This window comes from Phenylobacterium sp. (genome assembly GCF_016793285.1).
Lineage (GTDB): Bacteria > Pseudomonadota > Alphaproteobacteria > Caulobacterales > Caulobacteraceae > Phenylobacterium.
On the sequence record NZ_JAEUMO010000032.1, the window covers coordinates 1 to 16,802 of the forward strand.

14 protein-coding genes and 1 pseudogene are annotated in these 16,802 nt (G+C 70.0%); 4 read left to right on the plus strand and 11 right to left on the minus strand.

The annotated features are described in order from the left end of the window. From JNL41_RS03835 to pstS (JNL41_RS03845), 3 genes and pseudogenes are all read right to left on the minus strand, one after another. Nucleotides 1–432 (minus strand): annotated as a pseudogene (locus JNL41_RS03835) (phosphate ABC transporter, permease protein PstA); the annotation flags it as partial. Next, nucleotides 429–1,406, minus strand: coding sequence for a phosphate ABC transporter permease subunit PstC (gene pstC / locus JNL41_RS03840; protein ID WP_293472951.1), 978 nt, complete (start codon nucleotides 1,404–1,406; stop codon nucleotides 429–431). The gene pstC and the pseudogene JNL41_RS03835, both read right to left, overlap by 4 nt. Continuing rightward, nucleotides 1,403–2,473: a phosphate ABC transporter substrate-binding protein PstS gene (gene pstS, locus JNL41_RS03845; protein ID WP_293472952.1), complete on the minus strand. Its 1,071-nt coding sequence runs from the start codon at nucleotides 2,471–2,473 to the stop codon at nucleotides 1,403–1,405. Before pstS (JNL41_RS03845) ends, pstC begins: the two co-directional genes overlap by 4 nt. A gap of 153 nt (nucleotides 2,474–2,626) precedes the next feature. Between pstS (JNL41_RS03845) and JNL41_RS03850 the strand changes: the two genes are divergently transcribed. Both JNL41_RS03850 and JNL41_RS03855 read left to right on the plus strand, forming a co-directional pair. Continuing rightward, entirely contained in the window at nucleotides 2,627–3,268 is a 642-nt protein-coding gene (locus JNL41_RS03850) for a DUF47 domain-containing protein (protein WP_293472953.1), read from the plus strand. Nucleotides 3,269–3,277: 9 nt separating this feature from the next. After that, nucleotides 3,278–4,291, plus strand: coding sequence for an inorganic phosphate transporter (locus JNL41_RS03855; protein WP_293472954.1), 1,014 nt, complete (start codon nucleotides 3,278–3,280; stop codon nucleotides 4,289–4,291). 55 nt (nucleotides 4,292–4,346) lie between these two features. Here the strand turns inward: JNL41_RS03855 and pstS (JNL41_RS03860) are convergent, their stop codons facing one another. Continuing rightward, on the minus strand, nucleotides 4,347–5,384 hold the full coding sequence (gene pstS, locus JNL41_RS03860; protein ID WP_293472955.1) for a phosphate ABC transporter substrate-binding protein PstS: 1,038 nt from the start codon (nucleotides 5,382–5,384) through the stop codon (nucleotides 4,347–4,349). A 215-nt stretch (nucleotides 5,385–5,599) separates the two neighbouring features. On the opposite strand from pstS (JNL41_RS03860), the gene JNL41_RS03865 reads away from it, so the two are divergent. After that, a complete protein-coding gene (locus JNL41_RS03865; protein WP_293472956.1) occupies nucleotides 5,600–7,228 on the plus strand; it encodes a porin in 1,629 nt (542 codons plus the stop codon). A gap of 199 nt (nucleotides 7,229–7,427) precedes the next feature. Here the strand turns inward: JNL41_RS03865 and phoB are convergent, their stop codons facing one another. From phoB to JNL41_RS03900, 7 genes are all read right to left on the minus strand, one after another. Next, on the minus strand, nucleotides 7,428–8,117 hold the full coding sequence (gene phoB, locus JNL41_RS03870; protein WP_293472957.1) for a phosphate regulon transcriptional regulator PhoB: 690 nt from the start codon (nucleotides 8,115–8,117) through the stop codon (nucleotides 7,428–7,430). After that, complete coding sequence (phoU, locus tag JNL41_RS03875) at nucleotides 8,114–8,812, minus strand: phosphate signaling complex protein PhoU (protein ID WP_293472958.1); 699 nt, start codon at nucleotides 8,810–8,812, stop codon at nucleotides 8,114–8,116. The genes phoB and phoU overlap by 4 nt, the downstream gene beginning before the upstream one ends. 73 nt (nucleotides 8,813–8,885) lie before the next feature. Continuing rightward, on the minus strand, nucleotides 8,886–10,025 hold the full coding sequence (locus tag JNL41_RS03880; RefSeq protein WP_293472959.1) for an ATP-binding protein: 1,140 nt from the start codon (nucleotides 10,023–10,025) through the stop codon (nucleotides 8,886–8,888). Nucleotides 10,026–10,029: 4 nt separating this feature from the next. Next, nucleotides 10,030–11,250: a c-type cytochrome biogenesis protein CcmI gene (ccmI, locus tag JNL41_RS03885; protein WP_293472960.1), complete on the minus strand. Its 1,221-nt coding sequence runs from the start codon at nucleotides 11,248–11,250 to the stop codon at nucleotides 10,030–10,032. Continuing rightward, a complete protein-coding gene (locus JNL41_RS03890) occupies nucleotides 11,251–11,715 on the minus strand; it encodes a cytochrome c-type biogenesis protein (protein WP_293472961.1) in 465 nt (154 codons plus the stop codon). After that, a complete protein-coding gene (locus tag JNL41_RS03895; RefSeq protein WP_293472962.1) occupies nucleotides 11,712–12,248 on the minus strand; it encodes a DsbE family thiol:disulfide interchange protein in 537 nt (178 codons plus the stop codon). The genes JNL41_RS03890 and JNL41_RS03895 overlap by 4 nt, the downstream gene beginning before the upstream one ends. Then, entirely contained in the window at nucleotides 12,245–14,215 is a 1,971-nt protein-coding gene (locus JNL41_RS03900; protein WP_293472963.1) for a heme lyase CcmF/NrfE family subunit, read from the minus strand. The genes JNL41_RS03895 and JNL41_RS03900 overlap by 4 nt, the downstream gene beginning before the upstream one ends. Nucleotides 14,216–14,350: 135 nt before the next feature. On the opposite strand from JNL41_RS03900, the gene JNL41_RS03905 reads away from it, so the two are divergent. Then, on the plus strand, nucleotides 14,351–16,801 hold the full coding sequence (locus tag JNL41_RS03905) for a cyclic nucleotide-binding domain-containing protein (RefSeq protein ID WP_293472964.1): 2,451 nt from the start codon (nucleotides 14,351–14,353) through the stop codon (nucleotides 16,799–16,801). The last annotated feature ends 1 nt before the right edge of the window (nucleotide 16,802 follow it).

The following is a 16,802-nucleotide window of genomic DNA, read 5'->3' on the forward strand; positions in this document are numbered from 1 at the left end:
TTTCAGCGGCGCGACCAGGATCTCGTAGATGAAGAGGCCGACCAGGATCGACGGCGCCGAGAGCAGGACGTCGTTCAGGAAGCGGATCACCTTCCCGTAGTGGCTCTCGCGGGCATATTCCGACAGCCAGGTGCCGGCCAGGAAGCCGATGACGACGGCGCCCACCATGGCGACCACGCACATCATCAGCGAGCCCACGATGGCGTTCAGCAGGCCGCCTTCCGAGCCTGGCGCCGGCGTCGACCTGGTGAACAGGTTCGGGTCGAGCCCGCCGCCGCCGGGCTTGAGGAACCCGCCGATCCCCTGCTGCAACAGCGACCAGAGGATGGCGGCGAGCGCCACCATGGCGACGAGCGTCGCGATCCAGCAGAAGGTGAGGAAGACCCCTTCGCCGACGCGACGCGACAGGCGGGGTGCTGCGACTGCGGTCATAGGTTGGCCTGCCGTCCGATCAGCAGCCGGGCGAGCGCCAGGACTGTGAAAGTGATGATGAAGAGCACCAGACCCAGCGCGATCAGCGAGGCCGAGTGCAGCCCGGGGGGCGCTTCGGCGAACTCGTTGGCGATCGTCGAGGCGATGGTCGATCCCGAGGCGAAGATCGAGGTCGGGAAGCCGTGGGCGTTGCCGATGATGAAGGTCACCGCCATCGTCTCACCGAGCGCGCGGCCGAGGCCCAGCATCACGGCGCCGATGGCGCCGGTGCGGATGTACGGCAGGCTCACCTTGCGGATCACCTCGAAGGTGGTGGAGCCAAGGCCGTAGGCGCTCTCGCGCACCTGCGGCGGCATGGTGAGCAGCAGTTCGCGCATGGTCGCGGCGATGAACGGCAGGATCATGATGGCGAGGATGATCGAGGCGGTGAGGATGCCCGCCCCGTTCGGGACGCCGGCGGTGATCGCCTCCCAGAAGGCGCCGGGCTTCGCCGACATCATGATCGGTATCTGCACATGCTTCGCGAACCAGGGGGCGAAGACGAAGAGACCCCACATGCCGTAGACGATCGACGGGATGCCCGCGAGCAGTTCGACCGCCGTGCCGATCGGCCGGCGCAGGACCGGCGGGCAGAGTTCGACCAGGAAGATCGCGATCCCGAAGGACAGCGGCAGGGCCAGGAGCAGCGCCAGCGCCGAGGAGATCAGTGTGCCGGCGATGGCGCCCGAGGCGCCGAAGATCTCCTGCACCGGGTCCCATTCCGCGCTGGTGAAGAAGCCCAGGCCGAACCTGGCGAAGGCCGGCCAGCCGCCGATCACCAGCGAGATCACGATCCCGCCCAGCGCGAGCAGCAGGAAGGTCGCCGCGCCGAGGCAGAGGTATTCGAAGATCCCGTCGAAGGCCGCGCCCTGCGCCAGGCGCGATCGCCCGCGCGCGACCGTGGCGGCCGGCGGCGTGTCGGCGGCCGCCGTCATCGGACGCCCGGAGCAAGGACGGGCTGGCCGTCCGGACCGACGATCGACGACCAACTGGCGCGGACCTGGGCCTTCAGGGCCGCCGGAAGCGGCACGTAGGCCAGCTCGCTCGCGGCCGCGTCGCCCGTGGCATAGGCGCGGTCGAAGAAGCTGAGCACCGCCCGGCCCTTGGCCGCGTCGGCCTGGGACTTGTGCAGCAGGATGAACGTGGCGCCGGTGATCGGCCAGGCGTTGGCGCCGGGCTGGTCGATCAGCACCAGGTAGAAGCCCGGCGCCTTGGTCCAGTCGGCGGCGGCTGCGGCGGCGCTGAAGGTCTCCGCGCTCGGCGTCACGAAGGTCCCGGCAGAATTCCGCAGGCTGGCGGTCGTCATGCCGTTCACGTGGGCGAAGGCGTACTCGACGTAGCCGATGGCGCCCGGCGTCTGCTTCACGTAGCCAGCCACGCCGTCGTTGCCCTTGCCGCCCTGCCCGGTCGGCCAGGCGACCGCATCGCCGGCGCCGACCCTGGCCCACTGCGGCGCGACCGCGGTCAGGTAGCTGGTGAAGAGGAAGCTGGTGCCCGAGCCGTCCGAGCGATGGACGACGGTGATCGGCAGGTTGGGCAGAGCGACGCCGGCGTTGGCCGCGGCGATCGCCGGATCGTTCCACTTCCTGACCTTGCCCAGGTAAATGTCGGCCAGCAGCGAGCCGGTGAGCTTGAGCTGGCCGCTCCGGACGCCCGGCAGGTTCACGATCGGCGCCACCCCGCCGATCACGGCCGGGAACTGCGCCAGGCCATCGGCCTCGAGCTCCTCGGGCTTCAGCGGCTTGTCGCTGGCGCCGAAGTCGACCGTCCTGGCTTTGATCTGCTTGATGCCGCCGCCCGAGCCGATGGCCTGGTAGTTGAGCGTGAGGCCGGTGTCGGCCTTCTGCGCCTCGGCCCACTTCGCGTACAGCGGCGCCGGGAACGTCGCACCGGCGCCGGTCAACTGCACGCCAGGGGGCTTTGCGTCGCCCGCCTTCTCCGATTGGCCGCATCCGGCCAGCACGAGGCAGGCCGCGAGGCCGATGACGATCTTGCGCAGCACGTTGGAACTCCCCACCGAGGGTGATTGTGGGTTCGCTCTACGCGGGGCGCGTGACGCTTCGCCGAAGGTTTTGCGACAGTTCGATGACGCCACGCGCGGATCACGCTAAGAGCGCGGGCATCTCGTCGCAGACGCCAGAAAACAGAGGTTTCCGTGAACTGGTTCCAGGCCCTGATGCCCAAGGAGGGCCGGTTCTTCGACCTCTTCGAGCAACACGCCGCAACGCTGTGCGCGGGCGCCCAGGCGCTCCACAGGCTGCTGGAGGGCGGCCCCGAAACGCCCACCCATTGCGCCGCCGTCGCCCGGCACGAGGACGCCGCCGACCAGGTCACCCGCGAGGTGATGCTGATGGTGCGGCGCACCTTCATCACCCCGTTCGACCGGGCCGACATCATCGACCTCATCAGCTCGATGGATGACGCCATCGACCAGATGCACAAGACGGCCAAGGCCACGAGCCTGTTCGAGCAGACCACCTTCCAGCCGCACATGCTGCAGCTCGGCGAACTGATCGAGCGGACCGCCAACCTGACGGCCGAGGCGGTCCCACTGCTGCGTTCCATGCGAGGCCACGCGGACCGGCTGAACGAAATCACCGAGGAGGTGAAGCGGCTCGAGGAGGAAAGCGACCACCTCTACGACGCGGGCATCGCAGCGCTCTACAAGGACATCGGGAAGAAGGACCCGATGGCCTACATCGTCGGGGCCGAGATCTACGACCACCTCGAGAAGGTGGTCGACCGTTTCGAGGACGTGGCCAACCGGATCAGCGGCGTGCTGATCGAACACCTCTAGGCGCGGCGCATGGATCTCGGCGGAGCGAGCCTGCTCCTCATCTCGCTGATCGGCGTGGCGCTGCTGTTCGACTTCCTGAACGGCCTGCACGACGCGGCGAACTCGATCGCCACGGTGGTGTCCACGCGGGTGTTGTCGCCGCGTGTCGCGGTGGTCTGGGCCGCCTTCTTCAACTTCATCGCCTTCCTGTTCTTCGGCCTGCACGTGGCCACGACGGTCGGCAAGGGCATCGTATCGGCCGACATCGTCTCCGACGCGGTGATCTTCGGGGCCCTGGGCGGGGCGATCAGTTGGAACATCATCACCTGGCTGGCAGGGATCCCCTCGTCGTCGTCCCACGCCCTGATCGGCGGCCTCCTGGGCGCGGGGATGACCAAGGCGGGCTTCGAAGGCGTCGTGTGGTCGGGCGTGCTGAAGACGATGGCCGGGATCGTGGTCTCGCCCTCGCTCGGGTTCGTCCTGGCCCTCGTGCTCGTCTTCATCGTGTCCTGGACGTTCGTGAAGCTGACCCCCTCGGTCGCGGACGCCACGTTCCGCAAGCTGCAACTGTTCTCGGCGGCGCTGTTCTCCCTGGGGCACGGCGGCAACGACGCCCAGAAGACGATGGGGATCATCGCGGTGCTGCTCTATTCGCACGGGATGCTGGGCGGGGAGTTCCACGTGCCGTTCTGGGTGGTCATCGCCTGCCAGGCGGCGTTGGGCCTCGGCACCCTCTTCGGCGGCTGGCGCATCGTCCACACGATGGGGTCGAAGATCACGCGCCTCTCGCCACAGCAGGGCTTCTGCGCCGAGACGGGCGGCGCCATCACCATCTTCCTGGCCACCCATATCGGCGTGCCGATCTCGACCACCCACACGATCACCGGCGCCATCGTGGGCGTCGGCGCGTCGCGGCGGATGTCGGCGGTGCGCTGGGGGGTGGCCGGCCGGATCGTCTGGGCCTGGATCGTCACCCTGCCCGCGTCGGCCGTGATCGCCGCGGGCTTCTACCTGCTGGCGCGGCTGCTGGACCGGGCGTTCTAGACGCAGATGGCCGGCGCGAGGCCGGCCATCCCCTCCGCCGCCGGAAGGTCTTGCGTCAGCGGTAGACCGGCCTGCCGTCCGGGCCGACGATCCTGGTCCACGACCTGCGGACCATCTCCTTCACGCTGGCCGGCATCGGCAGGTAGTCGAGCTGGTTGGCTGCGCCGTCGCCGTTCCGGTAGGCCCAGTCGAAGAAGGCGAGGACCTCGCGGCCCTTGGCGGCGTCCTCCTGCCTGTTGCGCACCAGGATGAAGGTCGCCCCGGTGATCGGCCAGGCCTCGGCGCCGGGCTGGTCGAGCAGCAGCAGGTAGAAGCCCGGGGCCTTGCCCCAGTTGGCGTTGGCGGCCGCAGCCGAGAAGTTGGCGGCGGCCGGAGCCACGTACTTGCCCGCCTTGTTCTGCAGCAGCGTGTAGGTCAGGCCGTTCTGCTTGGCGTAGGCGTATTCCACGTAGCCGATGGCGCCCGGAGTCTGCTTGACGTAGGCGGCGACGCCGTCGTTGCCCTTGCCGCCGAGGCCGGTCGGCCACTTCACCGCATCGTTCGCGCCGACGTCCGAGGCCCAGCGCGGCGCCTTCATCGCCAGATAGGTCGTGAAGAGGAAGGTGGTCCCCGAGCCGTCCGAGCGATGGACGACGGTGATCGGCAGGTCGGGCAGCGTGACGCCGGGATTGTACCTGGCGATCAGCGGGTCGTTCCATCTCTTCAGCACGCCGCGGAAGATGTCGGCCGTGAGCGCGCCGGTCAGCTTCACCTGGCCGGACCTGATGCCCGGCAGATTCACCACCGGCACCACGCCGCCGATGACGGTCGGGAACATGGAAAAGCCGCTCGTGGCCAGGTCGTCCGGCTTCAGCGGCTTGTCGGTGGCGCCGAAGTCGACGGTGCCGGCGGTGATCTGGCGAATGCCGCCTCCCGAGCCGATGGCCTGATAGTTCAGGCGGTTCTGCGTCTGGGCGCGGTAGGTCTCGGCCCACTTGGCATAGACCGGCGCCGGAAAGGTCGCGCCGGCGCCCGAGATGTCGGCCGCTTGCGCGGCGCCCGCGCCGGCGAGCGTCGCCGCCGCCAGGATCGCGGTGAGGTAGCGTTTGAACATGGGACTGTCCCCTGGGGTTGAGCGCGGAACGGCGCTCGGTCAGGGGTCGGTTTACGAAGTCCGTGCGAAGCTGAGGCGACAGGGGGACGTCAGACTTGTGACAGCGACGCCTGTCACAAACCTGTCGCGCCGCCTTTACCGGCCGGTCGCAAAGGAGAACTAGAGAGCGCCTCGTCGACGCCGGCTCGGGCGCGTGACTCAAAAAGGAAGCTCTCATGCGATCGTCCCTCTCGCGCGGCAGGGCCCCCGTCGCCTGCGCCACGCTGGTCGGCCTCCTCCTCTGCGGCGCATCGGGCGCCGCCCTCGCGGCCCCGGCCCCGGGCGCCAATGACGCCAGGCTCCAGGCCATGCAGCGTCAACTGGATGACATGCGCGCCCAACTGGACCAGATCCGCGCCTCCGGAACCCAGAGCGCGCAGCTTTCCGCCATCCAGCAGCAACTCGACGCTATGGCCGCGCAGCTCGCGGACATGAGGACGCAGCAGGACGCCGCGGGGGCCGCCATCGCCACCCTGCAGATGCCGCCGCAGGGCGCCACGACGGTTCCGACGCTGCCCAACGGCAAGCCGCAGTTGGCCACGGCCGACGGCCGCTTCACCGCCAACGTCAAGGCGATCCTGATGCTGGACGGCGGCAAGTATTTCCAGAAGGACAACCTGCCGGCCGCGGTCGCCAGCCGCGACCTGAACGAGGGCTTCAACTTCCGCCGCGCGCGCATCGGCCTCGACGGCAAGCTGTTCCGCGACTTCGACTACTCGTTCATCTACGAGTTCGGCGGATCGGGGCAGGAAGACCCGGGCCGGCTGTACGAGGCGTCGCTCACCTACACCTACCTGAGGCCGTTCCGCTTCAAGGTCGGCGCGTTCGAGCCGAACATCGGCCTGGCCGCGGCGGTTTCGACCAGCCAGATGCCGCTGATGGAGCGCCCCGCGCCGGCCGAGGTGGCGCGAGGGGTGGCCGCCGGCGACAGCCGCGTGGCCTTCCAGGCGCAGGCCAACGGCGCCCTGGGCGGCGGGGACGACGCCATCGCTGCGCGCTGGATGATCTCCACGGCCTACACCGCCAACGTCATCGCGACGGGCAGCTCGGCGGCGTCCGCCACGGCCCAGCCGTTCGACGAGCAGAACGCCTGGATCGGCCGTGTGACGGTGGCCCCGTTCGACGGCCCGCACTGGCAGGCCCACCTCGGGGCCAACTACCAGTACGTGATCCATCCGAACGATGCGGGGGCGGCGGCCGCGCCGCGCTACGCCGCACAGCTCCGCGACCGGCCCGAACTGCGCCTCGACGGCGCGCGCCTCGTCGACACCGGCGCGATCGACAGCCGCCACACCACCGTCTACGGCCTGGAGGGTTCGTTCGGGTCGGGCCCGATCGTCCTGGAAGGCGAGTGGTTCCGCTATGGCATCGACCGGCGGACCACGACCGCGGTCACGCCGCCCGACCCGCACTTCACCGGCTGGTATGTGCAGGGCTCGTGGATCCTCACCGGGGAGCAGCGGCAGTACAATCCCGTGGAAGCCCGCTGGGACGCGCCGCGGCTGACCTACACCTTCAACCCCGAGGCCGGGACCTGGGGCGCGTTCGAGGTGGCGGCGCGCTATTCGGACCTCGATCTCAACTACCGCGAAGGCGCGCCCGGCACGACCCCGGCCGCCGCCCTCGGCGCGGTGCGCGGAGGCGAGCAGAAGATCTACACCTTCGGTCTCAACTGGTATCTGAACCCCTCGATCCGCCTCATGTTCGACTATCAGCACGTCGACATTGACCGGCTGGGGGCGACCGGCCTGCAGGTCGGTCAGGCGTACGACGCCGTCGCCGCGCGAGGGCAGGTCAACTTCTAGGACGCCGGAACGCGGGCCTCCGGACGCTGGTCCTCTCCGATACCTCCAGGCGGCGACCCCGAAGCCGTCCGGCCGCGACCGCCCCCCGGTCGCGGCCCTCTTTTTTTGGGCCGCGTGCGGCGCGAGCGCGGAATGAGTTCGCGACGCGCCCCGCGCGTCTTGCCGGAGCGCAGGACGTCGACGGCCTGGCCGTCGGTCCTCAGCCTTCCAGGTCGAGGGCGTAGCCGGCCGAGCGGACAGTGCGGATCAGGTCCGGCTCACCTTCGCGGCGCAGCGCCTTGCGCAGCCGCCCGACGTGGACGTCCACCGTGCGGACCTCGACATAGGTGTTGGCGCCCCAGACGGCGTCCAGCAGGCGCTCGCGGGAGAACACCCGGCCCGGCCGCTGCATCAGGAAGTCGAGCAGGCGGTACTCGGTCGGCCCCAGATGCACGTCCTTGTCGCCGCGGGTGACCCTGTGGCGGGCGCGGTCCAGGACCAGGTCGGCATACTCGAGCCGTTCTTCCATCAGTTCGGGACGGGTCCGGCGCAGCAGCGCCCGGATACGGGCGACCAGCTCGCTCATGGCGAACGGCTTCACCACGTAGTCATCGGCGCCGGTGTCGAGGCCGCGCACCTTGTCGGCCTCCTCGCCGCGGGCGGTCAGCATCAGGACAGGCGTCCTGCGTGTCTCCGAGCCCGCGCGGAGCTGGCGGCAGACCTCGACGCCCGAGACCTTCGGCAGCATCCAGTCCAGCACCACCAGGTCCGGCGGCTCCTCGGCGACGCGCAGCAGCGCCTCCTCGCCGTCGGCCGCCCGCTCGACGCGGAAGCCCTCCTTCATGAGGTTGTAGTCGAGCAGGGTCGCCAGCGCGTCCTCGTCCTCGACGACCAGAACATAGGGGGTCAAGCGCCGCCCTCCAGATCGACCTCGGGCAGGCTCACTTTCGGACGCTCCCCGACCAGCTCCTGGCCGGTCATCTGGAAATGCAGGATTTCTGCGATGTTGGTGGCGTGGTCGCCGATGCGTTCCAGGTTCTTGGCCACGAACAGCAGGTGCGCGCCGGCCGCCACCGAATTCGGATGGTTCGACATCATCGCGAGCAGTTCGCGGAACAGGCTCTCGTAGTGCTCGTCGACCTCGCCGTCGCGGCGCCAGACGTCGAGGGCGGGCTCGACGTCGCCGGCGGCGTAGGCGTCCAGCACGGCCCGCAGGCGGGTCGAGACGAGGCGGCCCATGCGCTCGATGGCGCCGGTCAGCGGCAGCAGCGGCTCGCCGGCCGAGAGAACGAGGCTGCGCTTGGCGATGTTGCGCGCGAGATCGCCACAGCGTTCGAGGTTCATCGCCAGCTTCAAGGTCGAGATGGCGCGGCGCAGGTCGGCCTCGTCGGGCCGGCGCCGGGCGATCAGGCTGAGCGCCCGGTGCTCCACTTCGCTCTGCAGGGTGTCGAGGCGCAGGTCCCGGACGATCAGCGCCTGCGCCAGCGGCACGTCGCGCCGGACCACGGCGTCGACGGCGTCCACCACCTGAGCCTCGGCGAGGCCGCCCATGCGGATGACCTCCGCGACGAGCTGGCGAAGCTCGGCCTGATACGAACGTGTCACTGAAGCCCTCTCTCGATGCCGGGGCAAAATAATGCGGTCTCACGACACTTTTGCGACAGCGCCGGCCTTCGCTTCAGCCCTGGGCCGCGACCGGCAGGTAGACGCTGAACGTCGAGCCCTCGCCCTCGGCGCTTTCGACGGTCAGGCCGCCGCGGTGGCGGTTGACCACGTGCTTGACGATGGCGAGGCCCAGGCCTGTCCCGCCGCTCCGCTGCCCCTCGACGCGGTAGAAGCGCTCGGAGAGCCTCGGCAGGTGCTGGCGGGCGATGCCAGGGCCTTCGTCCACGACGCGGATCACCACGTAGCCCTGGGGCGCCTCATGGGCCGGATCGGGGGAAAGCAGCGACAGGCCGACGCCCGCACGGCTGGCTTCGCGCGCCGCATCCAGCGATCCCGCGGCCTCCAGCCGGACGTAGACCCTGCCGCCGGACGGCGTGTACTTCACGGCATTGTCGATCAGGTTCTGGATCACCTGGACCAGTTGGTCACGGTCGCCGACCACGGGCCGCACGTCGGCGTCGGCCTGGGCGCTCACCGTGACCTTCCGCTCCTCGGTGAGCGGACGGATGGCGTCGGTCACGTCCTGCACGGTGCGGGGGAGATCGACCTTGCCCGAGGGCGCGATGTGCTCGTTGAGCTCTATACGGCTGAGCGACAGGAGGTCGTCGACCAGGCGCGCCATCCGCGTCGCCTGCTGGGCCATGATGCCCAGGAACTTCTCGCGCGCCTCGGCGTCGTCCTTCGCGTGCGTGCGCAGCGTCTCGACGAAGCCGGCCAGGGAAGCCAGCGGCGTGCGCAGTTCGTGGCTGGCGTTGGCCAGGAAGTCGGCGCGCATACGTTCGGTGCGCCGCGCGTCGGTCTCGTCGCGGAGCACGACCACGAGCTGGTTCGGGCCGTCCGGGTCGGTCGCCAGCGGCCGGGCGAAGGCGCGCCAGAAACGGGGCTGGACACCGATGGTCTCGAAGGCGACCTCGGCGGCGGTCGCCGCCTCGAGGGCCGCCTCGATGGTCTCCAGAACCTCGGGACGCCGCAGGGCCGCGCCCAGCGGCGCGCCGGCGAGCTCGATGCGGAAGACTTCCCTGGCGGCCTGGTTGCCGTAGGCGATCTCGGCCGTCTCGCCGCCGCCGCCCTGCACCAGGATCACCGGCTCCGGCAACAGCTCCAGGATCATCTGCGCGGCGCCGGCCCCTGCCCTGTCGGCGACCTCGGACATGGCCTCAGGCCCCCGGGACGCCGAGCTGGGCGGCGGCGTCGCGCAGCGCCTTCTGGTCGGCCGGCGAACCGGCGAAGGCCCGGGCGGCCTCGCGATAGGCGCCGGCCGCCTCGGCCGTCTGGCCGAGGACCATGCGGGCGCGCATCAACTGCTCCCAGCCGGCGCGGTCGCGCGGATTCTGCTTCAGCCGGTCGGCGAGGCGCGTGACCATGCCCTGGACCATGGCGGCGCGGTCGCCATCGGTCATGTTCTGCGCCGCGGCCATCTGCGCGGCGTCGGGACCACGCGCAGGTGCGGCGCCCGGCATCTGAGGCATCGGCCCCTGCGCCATCTGCGACGCGGACGCCGGCGGCAGACGGCCCGAGATGTCGATCTTGCGGTCGGCCGCCACCTTCTCGACGAAGGCGCGAACCTCGCCGGCCCAGGGCGCGTCGGGCGGCGCCGACTTGATCAGCGCGATCCAGTCGTTCATCGCGCCCTGCGTGTCGCCGCGCTGGTCCTTCGCGACGCCCAGGTAGTAGCGGGCCCGCGGGTCACCGGCATCGGCGGCGACGGCGCGGCGAAAAATCTCCTCGGCGGCGGGCGTCACCTGGTCGTTCGCCGCCAGCACCGTCGCCTCGCCCTGTGCCGAGAGGTACTCTGCGTTGTTGGGATCGAGGGCCGCAGCGCGGCCGTAGGCGTTGGCGGCGTCGGCGTTGCGGCCGGTCTGCATGTAGGACCACCCCAGCATGCGCCAGCCCTCGGCGTTGTCCGGCCGCTGCTGCATCTGGACCTCGAGCTGCGCCACCATGGCGTTCACGTCGCCGTTCGGATGTCCGGACGGCATACCGGCCGGGTCGGCCGCGCCGCCCTTCCCGATCGCCGGGCTTGCCGGCACGTTGGGCTTGCCGATGGCCAGGTAGAGCCCTGTCCCGGCCAGGGTCACGACAGCGACGACAGCCAGGGCCACGATCAGCAGCGTGCGCTCGGCCAGGGGCCTGACGGGCGCGTCCGGACGACGGCCCTCGGCGAGCACCCGGCGCTTGAGGTCGCTCTTCAGCGCCTCGGCTTCCGGCTCGGCGATGGCGCCCGCCGCGGCCTGCTGCTCGATCTCGCCCAGTTGGTCCTTGAGCACCGTCACGGCGTCGGCGCGCTCGGCCTTCATCGCGTCGCGCCTGCGCACGAGCGGGATCGCCAGTCCGACGGCCGCCAGGACGGTCATCAGCGTCAGGATCATCCAGAGCATTCAGTCCGCCCCATCCGTCTTCAGCAGCCGGGCGGCCTCGGCTTCCTCGTCCGCGGTCAGCGCCGCCGCCCGCTGCGGCGCCCGGGCCCGCATATAGGCGAACGCGCCCAGCGCGCCCAGCAGGAGTACGGCCAGCGGGCCGAACCACAGAGCGATCGTGTCGGCCCGCAGCGGCGGCTTCAGTTGCACGAAGCTGCCGTAGCGCTGGACGATGAAGCCGACGGCCTGCTCGTCGGTGTCCCCCGCCGTGATCCGCTCGCGCAGGATGATGCGCAGGTCGCGCGCCAGGGCCGCGTCGGAATCGTCGATCGACTGGTTCTGGCAGACGACGCAACGCAGATCCTTGCTGATCTTGTGCGCGCGGGCTTCCAGCGCCGGATCGGCCAGTTGCTCATCCGGGTTCACGGCCGCCGCGGGGCCGGCCAAAAGCGCCAGGGACGCGGCGACGAGGAGGATACGCCTCACGACTCGGCCCTCAGCTTGGCCATCAACGGCCCGATCTTCTGGTCCCAGACCTCGGGCGTCACGGCGCCCACGTGGCGATAGCGCACGCGGCCGCGCTTATCGATGACGAAGGTCTCCGGCACGCCCGCGACGCCCAACTCGATCCCCGTGCGCCCGGTCGGATCGGACCCCAGGCGGATGTAGGGGTCGCCGCGCTCGGCCAGCCAGCGCTGGCCGTCCTCGGGGCGGTCCTTCCAGTTGAGGCCGTGGATCGCCACACCCTCTCGCCGCAGCTTCAGGAACACCGGATGCTCGTAGCGGCACGGGCCGCACCATGAGGCGAAGGCGTTCAGCAGCACCGGCTCGCCGCGGTCGAGATCCTCGTTGGTCAGGCCGATGTCGCCGGGCCGGAGCGGCGGCGCGGCGAAGGCCGGCAGCGGCTTGCCGAGGTAGACCGACGGCAGGGTCGACGGGTCGCGGCCCAGGCCCGCGAAGAAGGCGACGAGGACCGCCACGAAAGCCACGATGGGCGCCAGGAACAGGAAACGCTTCATTCGGCAGGCGCCGGCTGGGGTTGCGGCGGCTGGGCCTTCACCAGCGAGCCGATGCGCAGGCGCCGGTCGCTGAGCGAAACCGCCCCGCCGAGGCCCATCACGAAGCCGCCGATCCAGATCCAGACGATGAGCGGGTGGTTCCAGAGGCGCACGACGATGCCTTGCGGCGATTCCTCGCCGACCGAGACGTACAGATTGCCGAGCGGGCTCACGCGAATGCCGGCCTCGGTGGTCTGCGACTGCGCGGACGGGAAGAACCGGCGTTCGCTGCGCAGGTCGTAGCGGCCGGTCGGGCCCTTGACCGTGAAGCGCGCCGTTCGGGCCTCCCAGTTCGGGCCACGGGTGGTCTCGACGACCGTCAGCGTGAGCTCGCGGCCCGCGAACGCCACCGTCTCGCCGGGCCGCATGTTCAGCACCTTGTCGGTCTCCCAGGCGGTCACCCCGGTCACGCCGAGGCAGAGCAGCCCCAGGCCCAGGTGCGCCAGCGTCAGGCCGACGATGGCCCGCGGCGTCGTGCGGATCGAGCGGCCGAGGTAGGCTCGGCCGGCCCACCAGCGGCGCGCGAGGATCGCGCCCGACCCCAGGATGAGCCAGGTCGCGAGCCCCAGGCCGCCGGCCGTGGCCAGGCCCTTCACGCCGCCGAGGACCGCGGCCAGCACCAGGACGGCGGCGGCGACCGCGGCGGGGATCCGCAGCCGCAGGAACGTCTTCCTGGCGTCGTCCCGCTTCCAGTTCATCATCGGACCGAAGACCACGAGGATCAGCAACACCGCCGCGAAGGGGGCGAAGTTCAGCGCGTAGTACGGCGGGCCCACCGAGATCTTGTCGCCGTTGGCCAGTTCGATGAACACCGGCTGGAACGTGCCCCAGAACACCACCGCGCAGAGCACGCTCAGGAACAGGTTGTTCAGGATGATCCCGCCCTCGCGCGACACCGGCGTGAAGACGGCGCCCGGCTTCAGCGCCTGGGCCCGCCAGCCGTAGAGGCCGAGCGCGACGCCGGTCGTCACCGCGATGATCCCCAGGATGAAGACGCCCCGCTTCGGATCGACCGCGAAGGCGTGGACGCTGGTGAGGATGCCCGAGCGCACGAGGAAGGTGCCGACGAGGCTGAGCGAGAACGTGAGGATCGCGAGCAGGATGGTCCAGGAGGCCAGGGCTCCCCTCCGCTCGAGCACCAGCGCCGAATGCAGCAGCGCCGTGCCCAGCAGCCAGGGCATCAGCGAGGCGTTCTCCACGGGGTCCCAGAACCACCATCCGCCCCAGCCCAGTTCGTAGTAGGCCCAGGCGCTGCCCAGGGTGATCCCGCAGGTGAGCGGGATCCAGGCCGCCAGGACCCACGGGCGGACCCAGCGCGCCCAGGCCGCGTCGACGCGCCCCTCGATGAGGGCCGCGACCGCGAAGCAGAAGGCGATCGAGAAGCCGACGTAGCCCAGGTAGAGCAGCGGCGGGTGCATCACGAGCCCTGGATCCTGCAGCAGCGGATTGAGCTCGGTCCCCTCGATGGGGGCCGGATCGAGGCGAAGGAACGGGTTCGACGTGAAAATCAGGAAACCCAGGAAGGCCGACGCGATCAGGCCCTGGATGCCCAGCACGCGCGCCTGCAGCGTCTCGCGCAGCGTGCCGCCGAAGAAGGCGACGCCCGCCCCGTAGGCGGCCAGGATCAGCACCCACAGGAGCATCGAGCCCTCGTGGCTGCCCCAGGTGGCCGCGAAGCGGTAGGGCGCGGGCTGGCTGGTGTGGCTGTGCTGGGCCACGAGGGCCACCGAGAAATCGCAGGTGAGATAGGCGTATGCGAGGCATCCGAAGGCCAGCGCGACGAATGCGCCCTGCAGCAGGGCCGCCTGGCGGCCGAGCGCCATCAGCACCCGATCGCCCCGCGCCGCGCCCCACAATGGCGCGAGCGACTGGACGAGCGCCAGCAGGAGCGCGAGAATCAGCGCGAACTGACCGACTTCCGCCGACATGGACTTTGTGCTCCCCTCGACCTGCGCCGCGTGGTAGCGCGTTCGCTCGAGATCGGAAATGTTACAGTGCCGGGGAGAGCCGTGAAGGCGAGGTAGGTGCGGCCGAAAGGCCGTGGGTGCTGGGGGCGTTCGGGTATGTCGGAAGTCTACAAGATCGCGATCGTCGGATCCGGTCCCGCCGGGATGAGCGCGGCCGCGCATGCCGCGAAGAAGGGCCTGAGCCACGTCCTCCTGGAGAAGACCGACCACCTCTCCGACACGATCTACCGCTACCAGAAGGGCAAGCACGTGATGGCGACGCCGTCGGTGCTGGTCCTGCGCTCGGACTGCGAGTTCGACGCCGGCAAGCGCGAGAAGATCCTCGATCAGTGGAACCAGGACACCGCCGCGGCGGGCGTGAACGTCAGGTTCAACGCCGAGGTGAAGGCGATCACCGGCGACAAGGGCGACTTCACGCTGGAGCTGAAGTCCGGCGGCGCGGTGAAGGCGGAGAACATCATCCTGGCGGTCGGCACCCAGGGGAATCCGAACCTGATGCGCTGCGAGGGCGGAAACCTCGCCCACGTGCAGTACAGCCTCGACGACCCGGGCGAGTACACCGACGAGCACATCACCGTGATCGGCGGCGGCGACGCCGGCATCGAGAACGCGATGGGCCTGATCGCCGACGCGGCCCAGAACAACACCCTCACCCTGCTCAACCGCGGCGCCGACTTCCCGACCGCCAAGAAGCCGAACGTCGATGCGCTGCTGGGCGCCCGAGACGCCGGACGCATCAACGTCATGGTCGAAACCTCCGCGGCGCTCGTCGAGGCCGGCTGGATCACCGTCGATACGCCGCAGGGCCAGACCCGTTACAAGTGCGACCGGATCATCGCGCGCATGGGCGCCGCTCCCCCGCGGGCGTTCGTCGAATCGGCCGGCGTGCAGTTCGCCAGTCCGGATCGCAGCGCCTTCCCGACCCTGACCCCCACGTTCGAGAGCTCGACCAAGCCCGGCATCTACGTGATCGGGGCCCTGGCCGGCTATCCGCTGATCAAGCACTGCATGAACCAGGGCTACGACGTGGTCGAGTTCATCGGCGGCAACACCTCGCTGGACCCGGCCGACGAGCCGCTGCTGCAGGCCAAGCTGGCGGGCCTTCCGGGCAACCGCTCGGTCTCCCAGTGGCTGGAGTTCCTGCGCAGCCACGTCGAGATCCTGAACGGCCTGTCGCCGCTGCAGATGCGCGAGTTCCTGCTCGACAGCGCGGTGAGGGCCTACAAGGCCGGCGAAGCGATCTTCGAGCGCAACGAGCCGGGGTCGTCCCTGTTCGGCATCGCGGAAGGCTCGGTGAAGGTGGAGGTCGATCCCTCCAACCCGAACATCACGGTCCCGATCGGCGAGAGCTCGATCTTCGGCGAGGTGGGCCTGATCTCGGGGCGCAAGCGCGGGGCCACGATCCGCGCCGCGGAGCCGACGATCTGCGTCGAAATCCCGCGCATGGCCGCCCTGAAGCTGATGAGCCAGGTTCCGCAGGCCCGCGACGCCGTCCAGCGGATCACCACCGAGCGGCAGGTGCTCCAGATCTTCAAGTCGGGCCTGACGCCGTCCGACATCTCCGAGGTGCTCAAGGGCGCCGAGGTGACCGAGGTGAAGCCCGGCGAGGCGATCATCAACGAAGGCGACATCTCGGACGACCTCTACATCATCCGGTCCGGCTCGATGATCGTGGAGAAGAACCTGGGCGGGAAGCCCGTGTTCATGTCCTACGTGCCCGCGGGCTCCTACTCCGGCGAAATGGCGATGATCGAGCGTTCGCCGCGCGTCGCCACGGTGAAGGCCGCCATCCGATCGCAGGTCGTGAAGCTCCCCGCCGAGCCGTTCCGCGCCCTGCTGGCCCGCAAGCCCGAACTCGCCAAGCGCATGACCGACGAGATGCGCGCGCGCCGTGAGATCAACGAGTTCATCGAGAGCCAGAAGGAGGAGTTCGGCGGCGCCGTCGACATGTACTCCTCGGTGGCCAACTTCCTCATCAAGCAGGGGATCGGCGAGGCCACGGACGTGCTCCTCATCGACGAGAGCCTCTGCGTCGGCTGCGACAACTGCGAACGGGCCTGCGCCGACAGCCACGACGGCCTGTCGCGCCTGAACCGGGAAGCCGGCACCACCTTCGCCAACATCCACGTTCCGACGTCGTGCCGCCACTGCGAGCACCCGCACTGCATGAGCGACTGCCCGCCGAACGCCATCCGGCGCGGTCCGGACGGCGAGGTCTTCATCAACGAAACCTGCATCGGTTGCGGCAACTGCCAGCGGGCGTGTCCCTACGGCGTGATCCAGATGGACAAGCCGCCGCCCAAGAAGCCGGCGCTCTGGGAATGGATGCTGTTCGGCCGGGGCCCCGGCCCCGGGCAGCCGTCCTACGAGTGGCGCAAGAAGGCGGCCAAGGCCGAGGGCGGCGAGTCGCCGAAGCTCGCGATCAAGTGCGACATGTGCTCGGGCAAAGCGGGCGGCCCGGCGTGCGTGCGCGCCTGTCCGACCGGGGCGGCGATCCGGGTTTCGCCCGACGCCTTCCTCTCCGTCGCCCGCATCGAGAAGGCCTGAC

What these genes read in the sequence shown, in the direction of transcription:
- JNL41_RS03895 (WP_293472962.1), bottom strand. Translation starts at nt 12,248, where the DNA reads ATGAAGCGTTTCCTGTTCCTGGCGCCCATCGTGGCTTTCGTGGCGGTC.
- ccmI (WP_293472960.1), bottom strand. Translation starts at nt 11,250, where the DNA reads ATGCTCTGGATGATCCTGACGCTGATGACCGTCCTGGCGGCCGTCGGA.
- pstS (WP_293472955.1), bottom strand. Translation starts at nt 5,384, where the DNA reads ATGTTCAAACGCTACCTCACCGCGATCCTGGCGGCGGCGACGCTCGCC.
- JNL41_RS03865 (WP_293472956.1), top strand. Translation starts at nt 5,600, where the DNA reads ATGCGATCGTCCCTCTCGCGCGGCAGGGCCCCCGTCGCCTGCGCCACG.
- pstC (WP_293472951.1), bottom strand. Translation starts at nt 1,406, where the DNA reads ATGACGGCGGCCGCCGACACGCCGCCGGCCGCCACGGTCGCGCGCGGG.
- JNL41_RS03855 (WP_293472954.1), top strand. Translation starts at nt 3,278, where the DNA reads ATGGATCTCGGCGGAGCGAGCCTGCTCCTCATCTCGCTGATCGGCGTG.
- JNL41_RS03880 (WP_293472959.1), bottom strand. Translation starts at nt 10,025, where the DNA reads ATGTCCGAGGTCGCCGACAGGGCAGGGGCCGGCGCCGCGCAGATGATC.
- JNL41_RS03900 (WP_293472963.1), bottom strand. Translation starts at nt 14,215, where the DNA reads ATGTCGGCGGAAGTCGGTCAGTTCGCGCTGATTCTCGCGCTCCTGCTG.
- JNL41_RS03905 (WP_293472964.1), top strand. Translation starts at nt 14,351, where the DNA reads ATGTCGGAAGTCTACAAGATCGCGATCGTCGGATCCGGTCCCGCCGGG.